At 52.8% G+C, this 21,154-nt stretch carries 13 protein-coding genes; 5 read left to right on the top strand and 8 right to left on the bottom strand.

Features of this window, described 5'->3' with window-relative positions:
- Positions 1–16: 16 nt before the first annotated feature.
- Positions 17–3,985: a glycerophosphodiester phosphodiesterase family protein gene (locus tag H6G13_RS12025; protein WP_190483457.1), complete on the bottom strand. Its 3,969-nt coding sequence runs from the start codon at positions 3,983–3,985 to the stop codon at positions 17–19.
- 408 nt (positions 3,986–4,393) lie between these two features.
- The gene (locus H6G13_RS12020; RefSeq protein WP_190483456.1) at positions 4,394–4,630 is read right to left on the bottom strand and encodes a hypothetical protein; all 237 of its coding nucleotides are present in this window, start codon (positions 4,628–4,630) and stop codon (positions 4,394–4,396) included.
- Between H6G13_RS12020 and H6G13_RS12015 the strand changes: the two genes are divergently transcribed.
- The 4 genes from H6G13_RS12015 to H6G13_RS12000 all read left to right on the top strand — a co-directional run bounded on the left by H6G13_RS12015 (position 4,622) and on the right by H6G13_RS12000 (position 7,959).
- A complete protein-coding gene (locus tag H6G13_RS12015) occupies positions 4,622–5,062 on the top strand; it encodes a hypothetical protein (protein WP_190483455.1) in 441 nt (146 codons plus the stop codon). The genes H6G13_RS12020 and H6G13_RS12015 overlap by 9 nt on opposite strands.
- A gap of 166 nt (positions 5,063–5,228) precedes the next feature.
- The gene (locus tag H6G13_RS12010; protein ID WP_190483454.1) at positions 5,229–5,873 is read left to right on the top strand and encodes a GNAT family N-acetyltransferase; all 645 of its coding nucleotides are present in this window, start codon (positions 5,229–5,231) and stop codon (positions 5,871–5,873) included.
- Positions 5,874–6,221: 348 nt separating this feature from the next.
- Positions 6,222–6,920 (top strand): YafY family protein, encoded by a 699-nt coding sequence (locus H6G13_RS12005; RefSeq protein ID WP_190483453.1) that lies wholly within the window; start codon positions 6,222–6,224, stop codon positions 6,918–6,920.
- A gap of 70 nt (positions 6,921–6,990) precedes the next feature.
- Entirely contained in the window at positions 6,991–7,959 is a 969-nt protein-coding gene (locus tag H6G13_RS12000; protein WP_347277470.1) for an aromatic ring-hydroxylating dioxygenase subunit alpha, read from the top strand.
- A 246-nt stretch (positions 7,960–8,205) separates the two neighbouring features.
- Here H6G13_RS12000 and H6G13_RS11995 read toward each other — a convergent pair whose 3' ends face one another.
- The 5 genes from H6G13_RS11995 to H6G13_RS11975 form a co-directional block, all read right to left on the bottom strand.
- The gene (locus H6G13_RS11995) at positions 8,206–8,436 is read right to left on the bottom strand and encodes a hypothetical protein (RefSeq protein WP_190483451.1); all 231 of its coding nucleotides are present in this window, start codon (positions 8,434–8,436) and stop codon (positions 8,206–8,208) included.
- A 55-nt stretch (positions 8,437–8,491) separates the two neighbouring features.
- Positions 8,492–8,662 carry a ssl1498 family light-harvesting-like protein gene (locus tag H6G13_RS11990; RefSeq protein WP_190483450.1) on the bottom strand — a complete coding sequence of 57 codons (171 nt, stop codon included), beginning with the start codon at positions 8,660–8,662 and terminating at the stop codon, positions 8,492–8,494.
- 85 nt (positions 8,663–8,747) lie between these two features.
- Positions 8,748–9,326: a cupredoxin domain-containing protein gene (locus tag H6G13_RS11985; protein WP_190483449.1), complete on the bottom strand. Its 579-nt coding sequence runs from the start codon at positions 9,324–9,326 to the stop codon at positions 8,748–8,750.
- A 174-nt stretch (positions 9,327–9,500) separates the two neighbouring features.
- Positions 9,501–9,914, bottom strand: a complete 414-nt coding sequence (locus tag H6G13_RS11980) for a heavy metal-responsive transcriptional regulator (RefSeq protein WP_190483448.1) — start codon at positions 9,912–9,914, stop codon at positions 9,501–9,503.
- 150 nt (positions 9,915–10,064) lie between these two features.
- A complete protein-coding gene (locus tag H6G13_RS11975; protein ID WP_190483447.1) occupies positions 10,065–15,680 on the bottom strand; it encodes a phytase in 5,616 nt (1,871 codons plus the stop codon).
- Between the two features lie 808 nt (positions 15,681–16,488).
- Between H6G13_RS11975 and H6G13_RS11965 the strand changes: the two genes are divergently transcribed.
- Complete coding sequence (locus tag H6G13_RS11965; protein ID WP_190483446.1) at positions 16,489–16,977, top strand: DUF4385 domain-containing protein; 489 nt, start codon at positions 16,489–16,491, stop codon at positions 16,975–16,977.
- Positions 16,978–17,172: 195 nt separating this feature from the next.
- Here the strand turns inward: H6G13_RS11965 and H6G13_RS11960 are convergent, their stop codons facing one another.
- Complete coding sequence (locus H6G13_RS11960) at positions 17,173–20,406, bottom strand: alkaline phosphatase (RefSeq protein WP_190483445.1); 3,234 nt, start codon at positions 20,404–20,406, stop codon at positions 17,173–17,175.
- Between the last annotated feature and the right edge of the window lie 748 nt (positions 20,407–21,154).

Here is a 21,154-nt window from a genome sequence, read left to right as displayed (position 1 = left end):
GCAGATGCAGTAAACGCTAGGCAATGCTGACGAAGTCAGCTGCGGTGAGCGCTGCGGTATTGACGCCGATGAGTGTGGCTAAGTTCTCATTGCCGTAGGCAATGAAGTTGCCGCCTAGGCTCAGATCGGCGAAGGAGAGCCCATTGGCTAGGCCAATTCGGTCAATGCCTCCCTCAAAGTCGGTGATGGTGTCGGTGCCTTCGCCTGCCGCCAGCACGAAGGTGTCGCTGTCGCTCCCGCCGGTCAACCGATCGTTGCCCAGGCCGCCGCGGATCAGGTCGTCGCCGTCGTCGCCCCAGATCTGGTCATTGCCCTCATCGCCAAAGAGCCGATCGTTGCCTGACTTACCGCCAATGCGGTCATTACCGGCACCGCCATAGATGGTGTCGTCGCCGCCGGGTTCGCCGGTTTGAGGGCTGCGGGAGTTGCGATCGCCCCGCAGCACGTCATTGCCTGCTTCACCATAGATCACGTCATTGCCCAGGCCCCCGGCAACGGTGTCATTGCCATCGCTGGCAAAGAGGTAGTCATCTACGGTGTCGCTGCCTACCAGGGTTTCAGCGTTTTGAGTGCCCTGGGTGATGGAGCGGCTCAAGGCGGCTAACCCAACCCGAGGGTCGAGGTTAAGCGGCTGCTTGAGCCCGATTTGAACAATTTCGTTGTTGTCGATCTCAGGAGGACGCCCTACTGAGAAGGGATAGTTGTTGTCGTTGGCTACCAGAATCGTGTTTTCGTCGATTACCAGTAGGTTCTCAATGGTGACAAAGGGCATCTGATAAGTGGTGCTGCCGTCGCCATTGAGGTCGTTGGGGTCGGGGATGTTTAGCAGATCGACCAGTTCTTCTTTAGCGACATAACCGTCGGCATCGATCTGTGAGAAGTCTAGCTTGAAGACTTTCTTGAACTGAGCACTGGCGGCCTGACCGCCGTCTCGCTCGATTACCAGGTACTCGTTCTGGTTGACGACGGCAAGATCGCCAATGGCGTGGCCCGGGTTTTCCATCTTGTAGTAGCCCAGCACCCCTTCGTACTGCTTGCTGGCCACATCAAACTCATAAATCCGCAGGGCTCCAGCCGGGTCTCCGGCTACGGTGCCTTCTAGCAGGGGATAGAGGGTGGACTTGTCGGGGCTGATGGCCATGCCCTCAAAGCCTCTAGAGCCGCCCAGATTGGCGACTGCAGGTTCTTCAATGAAGGTGCTGCGGGCGGTGAACCCAGTGCCAGGGAAGTCGGTGAAGAAGCCGTCGACGCCTAGCTCGATGAACTGCTTGTATTCATTGACGGGGTTGCCTTCGTAGCTGTTGGGCAAAAAGAAGCTCTCGTTGCGCAGGGTGTAGAGGTGGACCAGCAGCCCGGCAGCGTGAGCGTCTTGAATTAGGGTAGTGGGTTCGCCCGTGATGCGATCGCCATCGCTGATGGCACCATCGCCATTGAGGTCGTCGGGTAGGCCGTTGCCGTCGGCATCCACCGTCGTTAGCGGCACAATGCGCTGCTTATTGGGGCCAATGCCAGCGGCATACTCGGCGATTTCGGCGAGTCCGGCTGGGGTAGACAGGTCGGTGTAGGTGCGAGCGTCGCCGTTGACTACGAAGTCGTAGGGTTGGCCTGAACCCCCAAAGAGCTGCACCAGAGGAATGTCGATGTCTGCTGCGGGCATGAAGGTGTCGTTCAGTGCCTTCAGGTTGCTCACCTCAAAGGACTGGATGAAGACGCGACTGGGGTCGGTGAAGCCTTCGGCCACTAGGGTCTCGACCAGGATTTGGCTGGTGTTGTAGCCCTGCTGCTCGAAGAAGGTGGGGTGCTTGGTTTCGGGGTAGATGCCGATCTTGCGGCCTGTCTCTGCCTCAACTTCCTGCACCAAGTCGATCACCTCGGCCAGGGTCGGCACCTTCAGCCCATCGTTGTTAAAGCTGGTGCCGCGCAGGGCTGGAATCCGCTCAATGGCGTTGAGCTGCTTAATTTCGGCCAGGGTAAAGTCTTCGGCATACCAGCCGCCCACTTGGCGACCGTCTAGGTTCTTCACCGTCAGGCGGTCGGCAAACTCGGCCCGCAGGTAAACATCGGTGCTGGTGTCGCTGTTGTTGATTACGGGGTTGCCGTTGGCATCGCGCTGAATGCTGCCGTCGGGGTTGAGCGCGACCACTGCTAGCAGAGGCTCGTGGCGGGCGATCAGCACACCATCTTTAGTCACTACCAGATCAGGTTCGATGAAGTCAGCACCTTGTGCGATCGCAAGCTTATAGGCCTCTAGCGTGTGCTCTGGCCGCAAGCCCGATGCGCCCCGGTGACCGATCACGATAGGGGCATCGCCATCGAGGGTATTGAAATCAGTTTGAGCCAGCACGTCTGGGTGTTGGGGAGAGCGCACTACGTCGCTAGTGAGCTGGTCGCGCACCAAATCGCCGGTGCCAGGGAAGTCGGTGAAGTAGCCATCCACTCCCAGGTTGATGAACTGCTCGTACTCCTTGTTGGGGTTGCCCTGGTAGTCAGCGGCTAAAAAACGACCTTCGTTGCGGAAGGTGTAGGCATGGACAAACAGACCCGCGTCGTGGGCATCGGGAATCAGGGTGGAGGGGGCAGTCGTCGTTTTATCCGCATCATTGACGACACCATCGCCGTTCACGTCGTCAGCCACGCCATCTCCATCAGCATCGACGCCTGCGACGGAAACGATCATTCGCTTCCAAGGGCCGATGCCGTCAGCATACTGAGCAATTTCTTCCAGCCCTGCTGGAGTTTGCAGATCACCGTAGGTGCGGGTGTCGCCATTGACCGCAAAGTCGTAGGGACGCGCGTTGGCATCTTGATAGATGAGTGAGCCATCTAGAGCCACATCATAAGCATCTAGCAGCTGCACTAGGGGAATGTCGGTCTTGGTGTTCAGTTCCTTCAGGTTGGAAACTTCAAAAGACTGGATGAAGACGCGGCTGGGATCGGTGAAGCCAGCCGCCTCTAGGGTTGCCAGCAGGGGTTCTTCCAGAGACAGACCTAGCTCGTCGTGGTAGGTGGGGTGCTTGGTTTCGGGATAGACGCCAATCTTCTTACCCGTGTCTGCCTCGACCTGTTTAACCAGGCTGATCACTTCTTCGAAAGTCGGGATCTGAAAGACGCCATTGAACGCTTGAGTGCGGAAGCCTTGAGGCATCACTGCCCGCAGGGTCTTGATTTCTGCCAGGGTGAAGTCAGAGGCGAAGAATTCGTCTTCGTACAGGACGCCATCAATGACGCCACTGCGTTTGCGATCGGCAAATTCAGGGCGGCTGGCAACATCGGTGGTGCCACCCAGGATCGGTTCGTGACGGGCGATCAACACGCCGTCTTTAGTTGCTACCAGATCGGGCTCGATGAAATCGGCTCCGCGTGCGATCGCAAGGCTATAGGCCTCCAGAGTATGCTCAGGCAGTTCACCACTTGCGCCCCGGTGGCCCAACACCAGAGGAGCCTCGCCAGTCAGCGTCTTCAGGTTAACCGGGTTGGGCGTCTCGATGGGGGCTTCTAGGAGTTTGCCGGTGCTGTCAAAGTGCAGCAGGTAAGGGCCAAACTCATCGCCAATCCAGATTGTGCCGTCTTGGGCGATTACAAAGGACTCAATATCAAAATCAGCCCCGGTCAAAAGCCGCTCTGCTGTATCTCCCTGGGTGATTGCGAAGGGAACTTTGTTGTCAGGATCTCGCAGCTGAATGAAGTTTTGCAGATCAACGTTAACGCTGCCGTCTCCGTTCGGTTCAGTACCTTGAAAGCTAGGATCCACCCGATAGATTCTCAGCAGAAAATCAGCGCTATTGTCTTTTGCGCCGTAGCCGTTATCTGCCATGAACCAGTAGGTCGTAGCATCTGCAAACTGCACTGCGCTAAAACCCTGCACGGGTTGCCCTGGAAAAGGCCCCGTACGGCCGTTACCAGAAATTCCGTTGCCAGAGGGAATACCTGGGGCGAAAGTATCTGCAGGTAGAGATGCAAACCCTTTAAGCTCGAAATTTTCCATAATCTTCGAAGCAGCTTTCTAGCTAATTACGAGTGAATATTTCATAGGTTGTCATGAGATCTTTAAGAAGCAGCTTTTTTAGATTAAACGTTAGTTAAAAGAAGGTATTTCAGCTCTCCTATCTTCGATAAGAGATATCTCAATAGCTTTGGCTTCTATCGAAAATAAGCGGGTATTAGGCGAAAAAAATCAACACTACTATTCTCAAATTTTGATAAAGAAAAGGTTAAAAAGCTCATCCTGCAAAGATAATCAGCAAGATAAAGCAGAGGCTGTTAACGGCCTCTGCTGTTGGAAAATTGTTTTCCTATGTTTAGAAAGAGGAGCGGTGCCATGCCTATGCGATCGCACAGGCAGCAACCAAGCAGGTTGAGCAATACCCGCCCTAGGATCTAACTATTTTTAGTGCTAGCTTGTGGGTTTCCCTAGCCTGCGGCTCATGACGCTGATGTATTCACCGTTTCTGCCGGTGGCAACGGGGTCGATCCAGGCAGTGCGATCGCAGTAGCCCAGCACCTCCATGCGGTTGATCGCCCTGACAACACCAGAGTAATCCCCCAGCAAAATATGGCAGAGCCGATCAGGCTGATACGCGGGTAGGCGAAATCTTGAGGATCTGTTTTCCCCTTCAGGTGATTGAACCAAATCACCTTACCTTTTGAGGGAATCGAACTGAAGCTACCTCACAGTCCCATTGTCAAATTAGATGGCGGCCACCACAACCCCAATCATCGTTGGGAGCTTCGTCAGTACGATGTACACATCGATGCTGACCTACTCACTCAATTTAATCTTGAGGGACAGCGTAAGGTAGAAAATTACCGCATGAAAAATGGCATCGAATCACTCGACAGTACCTTTTCTATTTCCTTACCAAGCGTCTCAGCGATTGATCCTCTAGTAGAGATACCTACCGAATGGATACCTGTACAGCCTATTCTTGAAGTGCTCGGCTACCGAGTTGAAGTGCAGTCAGTAAATGCCCTCTCCTCGTTTCAACCAGATCTAGATACAGCTATCCGCTGCTGTGAACAGGCGATTCGCTTGAATACCCCGTTTTACTGGTTGATACAATAAGTCTCTGTAGTCACACATAACAACTGCATGCACCGGACTGACCGATGATCTTTCTACTTCGTTCTAGATCCCTACAGCCAGTGACGCTAGCCGTTAGGCAGATTAACTTTGCCTGATTTTATGCCAGCCACCTGTTAATCCTAACTTCTAACTTAACCGCCGAGCAATGAAAGAAGAAGAAATACCCGACAAAAATATCTTTATGATGTGCGAGGCATTGAATCACAATGCTCTCACCGACTTGCCAGCTAATTATTCTATAAGAAATTGCAGGCCTGATGAGCTAGGTATATGGAAAACGATGCCCTTTGATGATGCTGATCTGGCAAAAGAATATGAGGGATTTATGTCCGATTATTTCACCACGACTTATGGCGGAAAAGAAGAACTCTTTTTTGCCAAATCTCTGTTTGTCTGTGATCGGCAAGATAAACCCATCGCTACTTGCTTAAGTTGGAAGGCGTACAACGAATTTAATACGATCCAATGGTTTAAAGTCTTAAAAGAGTACGAAGGGCAAGGTATTGGCAGAGCCTTACTTTCAATTATTATGCAGAAATTGGAAATGCGTGATTATCCTGTTTATCTCCATACACAACCCTCTAGTTTTCGGGCCATCAAGCTTTACTCGGACTTTGGATTTTCGTTACTTTCAGGCGATAATTTCGGCATCAGAAAAAACGATTTGAATGAATGTCTGCCGATTCTAGAAAAATTTATGCTGAAAGAATACTTTCAGAAGCTTAGAATTACTACTGCTCCCAAAGAATTTGAGAATACACTGAACCAATACGACACAAATCAATTCTGATGTTGAAGATTCGGATAAGGGCGATTACCAAAGCGATCGTCAAAGGCTATCTGCCCTAACAATCTAGAGGTCGCCGCATAACTATCGCAATGCACTGAAAAATTTCGGTCGGTTCGGTTAGTTGCAGAAGTTGTTAGTATCCGGTGATAGGGAACGTTATATGACTTGATGTATTAGGTGTGGCAGTAGTTGAAAAGCTGTCTGTGGGTGTTCGAGATTAAGTTTAGTTTGAGCTGTTGAATGAGTGCTCGATGCTAAAGTAGTATTCGCTATAGTGTATTACAAGCCCAGTATGCAGTTGATTGGAACGTTATACTGCTCAGAGATTAAGATAACTTGGCGTACAGGATGAGGAAAGCTGACCGTCTTTTTCAAGTAGTGAATCTCATTAGATCTCACCAACCTATTACAGCAGAGCGATTAGCTGAACGGATTGGTGTTTCTGTACGTACAATTTACCGATATATCGATGATCTTTCCTTGAGTGGCGTTCCAGTTTATGGTGAACCTGGAGTCGGTTACGCCTTAAATGAAGATTTCGAGCTACCGCCTCTAACTTTAACTCAAGATGAGATTGCCGCTTTAATGTTAGGTGTCGAGATGCTGTCGCAATCGACTGGGACCGACCTAGCAGCAGCGGCAAAAACACTGTTGAGTAAAATTGAAGCAGTGTTGCCGCCACGCAGCTTTGATCCGACTCGCGCACCTATTCGGGCGCTAGGTGAGATCCTGAACAACCAGAGCTTAAAACATTGGAACGACCTTTACCGGGGCATTCAACAACAACAAGCCGTCAAAATTGTGTATCTAAGCCTGAATGAGCAACTGTCTCAAAGGGCTGTTTTCCCACTGGGACTATTTTATTGGGGCGAGAAATGGACGGTTGGAACATGGTGCATCCTCAGAAAAGCATACAGAGATTTCCGGGTTGATCGCATTCAACATCTCGATTTTGCTTTGGATGTTGAACTTCCAGACCAGGAGATTAGTCTTGACCTTTACACAAAGTCTCAGCTTGAGCGAATAAAATTATCTGGCTACTCCTGACAGAACGCTGTCAGGAGTAGGGCTTTATGCTGGGTAGCGCCCGAGAATTTGTTAAGGAGCTACTTTGGTCGTGTTTGAGATGTTTCCTAACTTCTGGACTCCAGTATTGCCTGTTGCTGAAATTGGGCTGGCTCCCCTTGCGGTTGAATTAGCTGGCGAATCGCTAGTTCTATTTCGCAATTCAGCCGAGCAGTTCGTAGCATTCCTTGACCGTTGTCCTCATCGTGGTGCGCCTCTCTCACGCGGGCAAGTCACGAAAGACGGTTGCCTTGAATGTCCCTATCATGGTTGGCGTTTTGCCGCAGATGGTGCTTGTGTTCATGTCCCTTTCAATTCACTTACCTTAGATCAACGCTCAAAACTGTCAGTCGTGAGGCTGCCGATAAGGGTGATTGCAGGAATGGTGTGGGTCTTTACAGGAACCGGAAACGTGCCAGAACCACAGTTGCCGTTGAGTTTATTAGAACCAAACGAGCGCTACGTGATTCACCATGAGATTTGGAATGCACATTGGACAAGAGCGATCGACATTTCTCTGGACTATCTCCACATCCCTTTTGTCCATAGGGATTCATTTGGTAGCGAATTTTACGACCCAGCACATCAAGATGCGATCGCACAAATCAGTGTTACTGCAACAGCAGATGGAATGACAGTCACGAACAAACTCAGTACCTTACCCTATGGCATTGAGATTGATTGGCATCAACCCAACAACGTTGTTCTCAAGTTAGATCTAGGTGGAATGCCCCTGCGGCCCCATCTGTTTGCAATTCCAATCAATACCCAACAAATGCGATTTATGCAAGTTGCTCTGCCCAACCCTGGAGTCGATCAGAGTAACTTTAACTTTGATGAGTTTTTTGCAGCATCTCTCGACGATCGCATGATGGTTGAGTCACAAATCAGTGAAGTTCCTAATACAAATGAAGGATGTAACGTGCCTACTGATGAACCCTCACTGAGGTTTCGTCGTTGGTACTACCAAACAGTGAAAAATAGGAGAACGGAGGCTATTCAAGGCACGAGCGTTAATTGATGACATTCAACAGCGGCAGCCGCATAACAATCCGGTTAGAACGGACATTCAAAGTCCTTTCAATTTCCTGCAAGAGTAGGATAACGACAATTCTCCATCACAGTTCTATGGCATGAGGTTCTCGGCCCCAGTTCTCTGCTTCCTTGACTGCAGCATAGGTAAGACAAAAAAACACCCCAACCTGCTGGCCGAGGTGCTGTTCATTCTTTGCACTGTTTAGAGAAGGGGAGAGCCTTCGCTGAACTTTTACTCGTTCGGCAGCAGGGAACTGCTGTAGGCGTCGCCGCTGTAGGCCGAAACACGAGTGCTGTAGTCGGTAGCTTGACCCGTAATGGAGGTCGCTAGCGATTCAAAGGAAGTAGAGCGCCAGTTGCGGGGATGGATAGGCTTGCTCTGCTCACCGAGAAAATAGGCTTGAGTGCCGATCAGCGCGACAGCTACCCAACCGACGATAAATAGAGAAATCAGAATTGCCATTTGAAAACCTCTAGCTTGGCTCTGGGTCTACAAGAAAGTCTGTCTGCAAAGCTTGTTAGCTTACGGCTAGGGAAACCAGCACCAGGGCACCTACCAGCAGGGTTGCGATCGCAGCTTGAAGCTTGTAGCGTTCCTGCTGTTCAGGAGCGGGATAGTCAGCCAGGTACATCTGAGGTTCTGCTGCGTAGTTGTTGAGGACGCCGCGTTCATCAGTGGTGGTGTACATGGGGTAACTCCTATGCGTTTGTTTCCTTATGTTAAGTATCGTAACAGTATTGTTACAAAATGGCAACTTCTCTTGACAAACTCTGTCAAGCTCTATTTAGTTCCGCCGATTGAGATACAGGTTGGCTGTTGAGAGAAGCCGTTTCAGGCCGCACCTCAATCGTTCCCCGGAACATGTTCATGCCGCAGGTGAACTCATACCGGCCTGGCTGGCTAGGGGTGAATTCAATTGGCGTGGTCTGGTTAATGGGCAAATCTTGGGCAATGCGGAAGTCGGGGAAGCGCACTTCTTCCAAGCAACTGCTGGGGTCTTTGCGGTAGAAGTTGAGCCGCACAGGTTGGCCCGCCTGCACCACAATCTGACTGGGCTCATAGCCGCCATCGACAGTCACCATAATTTCCTGAATGCCGCCGCTAGCCGTGGCCTTGCGAGACTTGGGTTTGCTTAGGAGAAACCACCAGAGTTCTAAACCGATCAGGCTCAACCCTGCCCCGGTAACTGCTGCCTTAGACCAAAGCGGTTGCTCAATGCGCTGAAATTGATCGTGCTCGGCATTGGTAGACGGCATTTCTTCATGAGCCATTTGAGCCGGGGTTCCGGTTGCTAGGGCCAGGAGAACACCTAGACTGGCGAGGCTGGTGAGCGTGAATTTTCTGTATTTCATAGAGTGCTCCTATGGGATTGTCAGTAATTAGCCCAAGTGGGCCATTGTGTTAAAGACAAGTCCTGAAAGCGCGCCCAGCAAGAAGCCAAATCCAACTAGCAGGACAAAAAATGAGGAGGAAGCCATGGAAAATGTCCTCTGAAAACAATTGACTAACCTTGTAGCGGATTAGTATTAGAGGCCATCAATGATGGGACAAATCGTTTCTTCAGAATGATCTGGAATGGTTTTCCAGCCAGACAACAATCCGGTCAGTTCTTGCTTGAGAACCTGGAGCTGTTGAATCTGCTTTTCGATTTCAGCTAGCTTATCTTTTAGCTTTACCTGGATTTGGGAGCAGGGCAGTTCTCCCCGATCATGCACGTCTAAAAAATCTTTGATTTCTGTCAGGGTGAGCCCTAGGCTCTGCGCCCGCCGAATAAAACCCAGGCGGGTTAAAACATCTTCTGCAAATACTCGATATCCGCCCTCCGTCCGGCCAGCGGTTTTGAGCAGACCGATTTCGTCGTAGTAGCGAATAGTTTTAACGGGTAAACCGCTTTCCTTGGCAACAGCGCCAATGAGTTTAGGGGGAGCTTGTGTCAACATGGCTGGCCTCACCAGTGCAATGTAGCCATACTAAACTTTCCAGCCAGATGGAGAGTCAAGGGGGCTTAAGCAAGACCTAGAACCTGCTGTCAACCGTCGCTGCTCAAGAGTGCGACTGCCACAAAGCCTTGTGGCAGTCGCAATAAACCCTTATGCAATGCTGACGAAGTCAGCTGCGGTGAGCGTTGCGGTGTTGATGCCGACAAGAGTAGCTAAGGTCTCATTACCCACTGCAATGAAGTTGCTGCTTAAGCTCAAATTGGCAAAGGAGAGCCCATTCGCTAGACCAATTCGGTCAATACCTCCCTCAAAGTCGGTGACGGTGTCGCTGCCTTCGCCTGCCGCCAGTACGAAGGTGTCGCTGCCGCTGCCGCCAGTTAGATTATCACTGCCCAAGCCGCCGCGAATCAGGTCGTCGCCTTCGTCGCCCCAGATTTGGTCGTCGCCTGCATCCCCAAAAAGTCGGTCGTTGCCTGACTTACCGCCTATGCGATCGCGACCCGCACCACCATAGATGACGTCATCGCCGCCGAGTTCGCCGGTCTGGGCACTGCGCGAGCTGCGATCGCCCCGCAGCACATCGTCCCCATCGGTGCCAAAGATGACATCGTTGCCGAGCCCTCCGGCGACAGGGGAGCCGCCAGCAGGAGCCAAGATGCGATCGCTACCCTCCCCACCGTTCTCCCCGCTCACCACGTTAAAGCCGCTGGGGTTGACCACAAACTGACTGACAATGCTGGGCTGCAGGCTAAGAACTGCCTGCGGGTCTGCCTCGGCTTCAGCAGAGCTGTAGGCTGGAATGCCGTAGGTCGTTACGGTCAAAGCCTGAGTCAGCGGGTCGATGTCTAGCTCTGTCCAACCATAGGTGTGGGCAGCGACGTAGTCTCCCTGCAGCAAGGTGGCATCAATGCGGCCCTCGGCTGCCGTCAGGTTGTCGTTTAGACCTATCGGGTCATAGCCAAAGGCTCCAATCTGCTGATTGAGGACTTGCTTGAGGAAATCGTCTTTGTCGTTGACCACGCTGTCGGTGTCGGAAGCAACGGGCAGGCTGCTGTAGAAGGCTACTGCCTCTGACGGAATCAGCCCGGCCCCTGCTGCCAGACCTACCACCGATGGACCAAACAGCCCATCAAAAAAGGCGACAGGCCCCGTCACGATTTCAAAGGCGTTGGTGGCAATCTGCGCCTGACCAGGGCCGAGTTGGTAGGTGAGATTATTCACCAGAGTGCCGTGAAAGTCCCCAGCCATAAAGACAACGTTGCTGATACCGTTGTCGTCAATGAACTTAAGCAGTTCGGTGCGCTCAGCAGCGTAGCCCTCAAAGCGATCCTCAGCATTGAAGACTCCGAAGTTCTGAATCGGTTCGGGAATGACCACGAATTTCCAGGCGGTGCCGTTTTGATCTGCTGCTAGCAGATCCTGCTTCACCAAATCAATCTGTGCCCGCCCCAGCAGTGTGCGGCTGGGGTCAAAGGTGTTGACCAAAAATTCCGTAGGGTTGCTCAGGTCAGCAGGCTCTAGCTGAGCGTCTCGGAAGGAGCGGCTGTCGAGCACAAACACGGCAGCATCGCTGCCAAACTGGTTGGCTCGGTACAGCTGTCGCTCACCATCGGTGCGGGGGTCGTCGGGGGTGTTGTAAAACTTGTCCCGCAGCGGCTGGTACTCCTGATAGGCTTGCAGAGCATCTTCATAAACCTGAGTGTCGTTGACGAAATTTACGTCATCGGTAAACAGTGGGTCGGGAGAAGAGCCAATATCAGGCGCATCGGGAGATTCGCCGGGGGCAGCACCCCCCGCAAAGTTGTCCACCACTTCGTGGTCATCAATGGTGGCCAGAATTGACGTGGAGGCGTGGAGATCGGCAGTGGCGTTGGAGCCAAAACGAGCGGTGACAATTTCAGCGTGCTTAATGCGGAACTCTTCTAGGGTACGAGCCTGGGTGACGCCGGGTAGAGCGGGGGTTTCGGAGTCGGCGTAGATCGTATCGCCGAGCTTAACGAAGAAATCTAGGTCGGCTGCGGCGGCGCTGTTGAGAGAGGGGTAGGGCGGAGCCTGCTGCCAGTCGCCGGAAATGCCAAACCGCAGCCCAGCTACGGTGCCAACTTCGTTAGCGGTGCGGAAGCGCCCTACCTCCAAAGCACCTGCCGCATCGACTGCCCGGAAGTAGTACTGGGTGCCTGGCTGTAGGTCATCCACTAGGACTTTGATGGGCACGGCTGAGTCGGTAACGGTTGCGGTGACTGTGCCTGCGATCGCACCAAACTCTGCATCTGTCGAATACTCAAAGGTGACCTCACCCAAGGCCGTGCTGCGGGTCCACAGCACCGCCGAAGTTTGGGTCACGTCGCCACTAGCCACACCGTTGGGCAGGGTATCGGTTGAGAAACTGCGGGGGTCGGCGCTAGTGGGGTCGATCAGCAGCGGTGTATCAAAGGCGTTAGCGACGTTTTCCCAGGGCACGAACTTGAAGTTGGTGCTGTTGTTCTCCAGCTCTTCGCCGTCGGCTACTACGTTTTGCGGATCGTTAGCCCCGTCTTGCACCACCAGCAGGCCAAAGGGGAATTTGTCGCCCAGAGGAACGTTGATGACATCGGCCCCATCGGACTCTTCGGTGCTGTCAATGCCGCCGTTGGCCCCCACCGTAAAGCTGCCCAGGTAGGCGTTGTCGCCCTCGCGCGAGTAGGCCGCAAAGGTGCTGTCGCCCTGACTGGAGGCCAGCAGGTAGCCGCTGCCATTGGGGCCGTAGTAAATTGTTAGCCCCTCGACGTCGGGTTTCAGGTTGTCGCCCTCGGTGGAGTCGATCAGCACGCCCTCATCGCCCGCACTGGGTTCTGCCTGGAACTTCCAGATGCCGGTGGCTTCCTGCCCGGCGTAGAGAATACCCGTTTCTCGGTCTACTACCATGCCCTCAACCTGGGCATCTTCCAGTTCACCCCCTGCCGGGATGGGCACGCTCAGCAGCCGCACTACTTGAGCCTCTACTGTGAAGCTGCCCCCCTCTCCTGGTACCGAGGCTAGCTCTAGCTGGGCGATCTGGTTGCCCTCTCGCTGACTGACAAAGACATAGGACTTGCCCGTGAGCGGACTGGTGTAGGTGGCTAAGCCGTAGACCGTCTGTTCGCCATCGTCGATGCCAAACACGCTGGCGGCCGCCTTGCTGAGGCTGGCAGCCGTGATGTCAGTGAGGTTGCCGGTTTCGGAATCAATTGCCCAGATCGCCAGGGTGTCGTTTTCACGGTCGGATGCGATCGCAAGATCTACCCCCGTCAACTGTCCCTCGGGCCGGAACCCGTAGAGCACGTCCACATTGTTGTAGCGCACGCCCGCATATTCCTCGGGGACAAACCGCTGAACCACCTCACCGTTCAAATTAAAGACCACTAGGCCGCCATCCTTGAGACTGGCAATCACCTTGCTCTGGCTGGAATCGGTAGGATGCACCCAGATTGCCGGATCGTCGGAATCGCCCAAAATTGGCGCATCGCCCTCCTCGTCATCCACCGTGTAGGGCGTCTCTAGCACCGGAGCCGCCGCCGGAATTGTCTCTAGATCCAGAGCAAAAGCCAGGATTTGGGTTTTTTGGGTGGCGCTGAAGTTGTTGTCGCTGACAATGATCAGAGACTGGCGACCATCGGGCAGCACTGGCCCCAGGGCAATGCCCTCTAAGTTGTCAGGCGCAATGCCTAGATCGGCCTCAATATCGAGCAGTTCTCGCTTCTGCACCGCTGGGTCAATCTCAAAGGGGCCTGGTTCAATCACCTCACCATCATCTTCCAGGGCTTCCTCCCGAAATAGGTTCGCTAGCCCCGATACATCCAGCGCTCCCTGGGCATTGACCTGATAGAGCTTGACTGTATTGCCCACGCCGGTCGAAAAACCCCGCTCCAGCGACAAAAAGGTGCCGGTGTTGTCCAGCGCCAGCAGTTCCACCAGGCCATTAGTGCTGAAGGCACCCTCTGGCACAGGGGCATTGGGCACCTCGTCCACCTCGTAGACAAATTCCTGAATCGGTTGACCCGTACTCAGGTCGTACTTGAGAATGCGACTAAGACTGCCGACCTCTGGAGTTGCTGCCGGGCCGTCTTGAGCCAGCGCATTTTCTGTGGCGGTAAATAGGAAGCGCTGATCGGGCGTAATTGTCAGGCTCTCAAAGGCCAGGTTATTGCGGATGCCGCTCGATCCGTCTGCCGTGGGTAGGTACTTGCTGGGAACCGGCAACTCGCTGATCTGCCGCCCAGTTAGGGAAAACTCGCGGACAAAGGGGTTAACCAGCGCATTGGCATCGCCTTCAGAGGAAACAAAGAGAGTACCCCGGCTGGTCAAGGCCAAGCCCTCCGGGTCCAAGCTGTTGGCGACAAAGGAATTGCCCTCGGCATCTTTCAAAGTCGTGACGGCTTCAAAGCTCACGTCTCCAGTGTCCAGGCTGCCATCACTGAGGTCGATGTCGAGGGTATAAAACCGGGCGTTTTCACTGCGATCGTCTGACAGGCTGTAGTAGCGGTTTCGCACTGCGTCATAAGCAATGCCGGAAAGTCCACCCACCTCGGTATCGCCGAAGCTAAAGCCGGTAGGAAAGTTTACCTCTCCCAAAAAATCGAGGCCGGTAACGGTTTGACGATTTTGGTCGGCACCGGGGCGGGCAATAGCCACATCTGCATAGACCAGCCGATGGTCGGAGCTGGGAAAGGGAAAATCGCCCACCAGTTCGTAGTTTGGCGCATCTTTTTCGGGCCAGAAGACGGCAGCCTCTTTAATCTCCAGGTTGCGTGAAGGCAGCACATAGTCAGCTCGCAGATTGCCGGGGGCGGTATCGGCAAAGTCTGCCGTATCGTAGGCCGGGTCGCTTAGGTGAGTCTCGTTGGCTCCGCCCTGCCGCTCTGCCGCATCAGGGCCACCTGCACTAGCAGGCGTTAGCGAGGTATTGACTAGGGGATTGTCTAAAAGCTGCTGAATTGCGCCAGGAATGCTGTCGCCGTCGTAGGGGTCGGAGTTTTGGTCGCCCATGATGACAAAGCGGGAGCTGGGTTCTAGGCCCCCTGTCTCACCTGCATCGTCGTAGATGTAGCTGCCTTCGCCGGGAGTGATGTAGTCGGCCCAAAAGCGAATTTCGTCATAGTTGCGGGTGCCGTTGCGATCTTCTGGCCCGTCGAAGACTGGCGGCGTGGGGTGGCTAGCCAGTACATGGATCGTTTCGCCATCAACGACTACTGGAATGTCCCAGTGGCTCTTGGAAGATAGGGGCAAAATCTCCAGCTCCGCCTCGGAATACCAGGATTCTCCTGTAGTTGGGTCCACAGGCAGAAGTGCCCCCGGCATATCTTTCCAAAGGAAATTTTGAAAGGTGCGGACGTTTTCGGCGTCGATAGGGTACTTGGAATACACCACCATGCCATACTGACCGGGGAAAAAGCCAAAGCCTAAGGCATCGTTGGGGCCGCCTACTGTGCCGTTGTTGTCTAGGTCTACGCCAGAGGGCACCCCAGTGTTGGAGGGAGCGACGTAGTAGTAGGGATACTCAACTGGGTCAACTCCGTTTTGGCTGACGCTCAAATAGTTCTGGCGGAACAGTTCCGCCGCTTCGCCATTGGGATAATAGTCGAACTCGTTCACCAGCAGTACGTCTGGGTTGGCTCGCTGAATGATCTCAGCTACGGTTTTGGCCTGGACGTTATCGGGCGTAGAAAGGTCAGTGATCAGCTCACCAGCACTGTTCCGATTTAGAGATGCGTTGAAGGTGGCAAAGCGAACGGCAGGTACACCAGACATAGGGGACTCTCACTGGGGTTAGTAAGGAAGGCCACTTGCAGCCTGCACCAAGCTCGAAGCCAGGGGTGAAGAAGAGTTCCTGCTATCTGGCTCAACCCAAGCAAGGTCTGGCCCTCTTCAGAAAACATCGCTTCACAGTGCAGTTGCAAAAAGCCACAAGGCTCTGTGCTGCCTGCGTTACACAGGCAACTTGGTGCTTTCACCCAAGGAGGCAAGGTATCAGCCCCAGTTAAAGATTTGGTTATCCAAATCTTATGGAAGCTTTTTCGTTGCAATTCGCACTATAAAGTTGGTCAGCAGCCCCAACAGCAAGCGTTGCTTTACCTGAGACTTGCCAGGGGGCTCCGGGTTCTCTAGTTGGGCAGCTATGTGGGTATAGCGAAAGCACCAGTCAATGCTGAAGATGAGGATTATTGGACGTGCGATCGCAAAGCCTAAACCCCGAGAAACATGCAGATTTCGTTTGCTTGATCAGTTCGCTCCCAGGTATCCCTATGCTAGGTGGCCTCTTCGAGCCCTTCACAAGCTCTGAACTCGCATCTTGGGCACTGCGCAGTATGTCTCAATCGCCCTTGTTACTGCCCCGGTAAACCTCTCTAGTGGTGTGACCTAGAACAGTTTGGTGGACCATCTGTGTCGCTTGAGCAATTGCCATCTCCCTATTACCACACCGACAAAATCTCTCATTACCTTCAGGGCTCTACCGAAGTGCGCTATGTCAGTAGGGCGATTCCAGCGGCAATGGATTCGGTCAAGATAAGGAACTAGAGCAAAATTGGTAGTCTCAGGTTTAGCCAAGCTTTTGTAGATGAAGGAATTTGATTACTCACTCGATTTCAAGGCGATCGACTTTCGACAGCATCCAGAACTGTATCGAATTGGTCGGGGCGAACAAGGCGTTTTGCTGGTTGAACCCTACAAGAGTGAGATTTTGCCCTACTGGAGATTCAAGACCCCAGAAATTGCCCGTCACTCTGCTAACAAAATCTATAGCCTGTTCCTTCAATACAAGACGGAAGGCGATTTTGTAGGGATGGACATGGCCCGAAAGTTTTTGCAGATGGGTTACACGCGCGCTCGTCGTTACGCCAATCACAAGTCAGGACGCAAATATGCAGCAGGCTCCAAAATGGTTCTGCCCCGCGAAGAAGATCCGATCAAAGCCCAATCTGCCCAGATTTTCTATGAGCAGTGGCAATTGGCTAAGACTGACCCAGAGTATATGCGGCTGAGCGAGCGTCACCGAGATCAGTACGAATATGCTGAAACCGCTGTCGCTAAAGATTCAGGCTCGTAATAAGGAGCACATGCGTGAAGTTCTCAAGCCTGAAAGGTGTTTTGGTAGAGAGACAGACGATCTGAAGGCTAGACGATGGAACCCCTCCCCTCAAGAGATGCGGCTGGTATGAAAGCCTTACCTGGCATTGAAAAAGTAAGGTGGTTGCATGCTTTAATGCAACCACCAAGATTTTGAGATCGCAGCTACTGATTGCTATGCCATTGAGACGAACGTACTCTCTGCCGCAACAATCAAATCATCGCTGTTGATACCGCGAACCATTGCTAACATGCGGTCATTGGCGCTGATGACGGTGCTGCCGCCGCTTTGGGAGAAGGCAAGTTGCTCAAATCCCACTCCCTCCATCATGACAATAAAGTCTTCACCAATTCGGAAGTCGCTAAACATATCGACATCGCCATCCTCACCAGATGCGAGGGCAAAGCGATCGCGACCCTCTCCACCAAATAGGAGATCCTGACCCGGCCCACCAAAGAGCAAGTCATCACCTGCGTCACCAAAGAGCAAGTCATCGCCTTCGCCGCCATAAATCTGATCATCACCGCCCTGGCCATAGAGACTATCATTGCCAAGGCCGCCGCTGATGAAATCATCGCCACCGGCATTACCGCCTGCCTGAACTGTGTTTAAGTCACCTCGAATCAAGTCATCGCCTTCCTCACCATAGAGAAAGTCATCGTTAACCGAGCCTGCAATCGTGTCATCACCCTCATTGCCTCGAATCAAGTCGCGATCGGGACCCCCCAGCAGCGTTTCTGCCTGTGGGGTGCCTTCAATGAGCGTGGGCAGCGCGTTTTGACCAAACAACGTCCGGTACATCAGCTCATAGATGTAGGTATTTTCGTGGGAGCTGGGCAAATCTCCCGCGTTTAGACCGTAGGTTTTGGTCAATACGCCGTCGGGTACATCGTTCAGCGTGGCATAGGCAATCCCAAAGGGATACTCATTGCCGTTGGCAGCAGCTGCCGCAACAAAGGGTTCGGTGTTGCGTCCCTCCTGTCCATCAAGGGGCACGTCAATGGCATCAGAGCGATTGGGTAGGGTGGGGTTTGTTTCAACGAAGCCAACAGGTTCATCCGCCTCGTCAACGTCATACACCTGAGGTCCGCCCGCATTGCTGTCGGCAGACGTGACCAGCAGCGTATTGGGGTCTTCATTATTGATGAAGCCCATTGCTACCCCAATCGCATCATCTGCCCGCTGGGTGGCCTCGATCAGTCCCCGACCATTGTTGTTGTTGCCGAAGTTATCGGTGCCTTCCTCTTCCAGCACCACCATAAAGCCATCTGGGTCTTGATTGAGAATAGGCAGGGCAGCTGCCAGCATTTCAGCCACAGTGGGCGGGTTTTCGTTGCCCGGCTGTCCGTAGTTGTCCAGCCCTGCTTCGGCGTTGGCTTCTTCTGTGGTGTCGTTGTAGGTGTCTTCCGCTGCAAAGATACCTAAGACCTTGGTGGCACCCTCAGGCAGGTCTTGCAACTGCTCACGGGTGTAGACAACTGTGTAGCCCATCTCCTGGGCTTCTTCGATCAGGTTGCGTCCATCGGTGCGGGTACCCTCTTCGCCAAAGAAGCCTGTGGTGCCTTCAGGCAAGTAGTCGGTTTCGCCACCGCCTAAAATAATGTCAACCCCAGATTCCAGAATTTCAGCCGTAATCGCTTCTGTCTGGCCGCGATTTTCAACGTCAGCAAGAAACACGCCCGTACCGGGTTCTGCAATAAAGCCAGAGTTGATCACAGCGGTCGCCTTACCAGCGGCGATTGCCTCTTCCATAATGGTGAGGCCCTGCTTCCCAGAGCGTGAAATTACAGGTTCACCATTTTCATCCAAGCCATAGGAATCAGCTTGGGGTTTGGTGCCCATCGCGTGAACTACTGCCCCGGCATTGGAGGTGGCAGTGATCTGGTCTTCGAGGCTGTTGATATAAACGCCCGCATCAGACATCATGTCCCAATTGAGACGACCATCCGGACCTACTTTCTCTAAGCGGGCAAGGGTAAAGTAAGCGGGGGTAGTGCCATCCGGGTGAATGAAGATGACGTTGCCTGTGTCCTTGGTGGCAGGAGTCGCAGGAGTGATTTCTGGAACCGGAATCGGAGACGGGAGCACCTCATCAAACAGCGTTTGATACATCAGCCGATAAATCTCGGTGTTGTCGTGGGTGCTAGGCAACAAGTCCGCGTTCAAACCGTAGGTTTTGCTGACCACGTCAGAGCCAAAGTCAGGCAGCCCCGCGTAGCCGATGCCGTAAGGAAAGCGATAGCCGTTCTCGTCAGGACCTGTAATAAAAGGTTCGGTCGTGCGGCCATCCTCACCGTCGAGGGGCACTTGAACCGCATCAGAGCGATTGGGCAGAGTGGGGTTAACAGGAGTGGTGCCCACAGTGCCGCCCGCTCTCACATCCACCTCGATGGCTTGCAATCCACCAGCATTACTGTCTGCAGTGGTAATTAAAAGAGTGTTTGGCCGTTCATTGTCAATGAAATCTTGAGCAACACCGATCGCTTTATCTGCCCGGATAGCGGCTTCCAAGACACCCCGACCATTGTTGTTGTTGCCGAAGTTATCTGTGCCCTCTTCTTCCAGCACAACAAAGAATCCGTCTGGGTCTTGATTGAGAATAGGCAGGGCGGCTGCCAGCATTTCAGCGACAGTGGGCGGGTTGAGATTCCCCGGTTGCCCGTAGTTCTCTAACCGCTCAGCAGCGTTAGCTTCCTCGGTGGTGTCGTTGTAGGTGTCTTCCGCCGCAAAGATACCCAATACCTTGCTGGTGCCCTCGGGCAGACTCTGCAATTGCTCACGAGTATAGACCACGGTGTAGCCCATCTCTTGAGCTTCCTCGATCAAGTTGCGCCCGTCGCTGCGGGTACCCTCTTCGCCAAAAAAGCCGATGGTGCCTTCGGGCAAATAATCAGTTTCGCCACCGCCCAGGATAATGTCGACACCAGATTCAACAATTTCTGCGGTAATTTCTTCCGTTTCACCGCGATTTGCTACATCAGCGAGAAACACGCCCGTACCAGGTTCAGCAATAAAACCCGAGTTAATCACAGCGGTCGCTTTGCCTGCGGCGATCGCCTCTTCCATGATGGTCTTTCCCTCATCGGTCAAGCCCTGTTGTGCCGAAAGGGAGACAATTGGGTTGCCTTCTTCATCTAGTCCATAGGAATCTGCCTGCGGTTTTGTCCCATAAGCATGAACCACTGCTCCTGCGTTTGAGGTTGCTGTGAGCTGGTCTTTAATATGCGACAAGTAGGAGCCAGCACTCTTCATTCTGTCCCAATTGATGCGGCCGTCCGGCCCTGCCGTCTCGTAACGAGCCAGAGCGTAATGAGACGGCGTTGTGCCATCAGGGTGAATAAAAATGACGCTGTTGTTTTGTGTGGCGCTGTTGTCTGACGTATTACCTGGCGTGGCGTGGTTTGACATAACAGTTACCGATGAATTAAGCGGTGATAGTTGTCGGATGAGCAGTCATCAAAGCCATTGGTCGTTTCTGCCTGTCAGCACGCCTCCTAAATCTGAAGCACAGCAAAGCCGCTGTGAACTCGCTAAGGAATTTACAGTTGGAATGACTAAGCGTAGGTGTTCAGTCATTCAATTAGGAGTGCGCAAATTTTTAGAAGAGACGTGCTGGAAGTGAATGATTCGTTAGGTGAGCGACGAACACGTAATCAGGATTAATCTCTTAAGTTAAGAAATACCCCCACTACATCGTTAAGAATACGTAAAGGTCACCAATATCTATCCAAAGAGATGAAAATCAGAATAAGCTAACCGCAGTTTTCCTGCCGCTAGACAGTCCATCTTTACCACCGAAACAATTAGGACGTATTTTCGCAGTACCTTCAAGCGCTCTCATGCTCTGAATTAAAAGCTCTGCATCTCGACAACTCTTGTCCTTTAATTTGGAACTGCCAAAAAGAAAAAACGTAGTAGGCCTATCATCAAGCCTTAGTACCAGACACAGCAGCTTTGATGTGGGGAGTAACTTAAATGCAAATGCCCAAGCCTTTCTTGCTTTGTTTCAGCTGTTCTCACAGTTGTTCAATCAATTGATAGCCTCCAATGGAGCTTATCTTGCTCTCTTTATGCAGAACATAGATGTGTTCGCCTGCTGAGCGAACTCTTGCAGATTCGCATTCAAGACAAAGCTTTGAGGGTTTTGCTCGAATGG

It is taken from the genome of Pseudanabaena sp. FACHB-2040, assembly GCF_014696715.1.
GTDB lineage: Bacteria > Cyanobacteriota > Cyanobacteriia > Phormidesmidales > Phormidesmidaceae > JACVSF01.
Note: the sequence above shows the minus strand (reverse complement) of the source record. Positions and strands in the feature narration are given on the sequence as shown.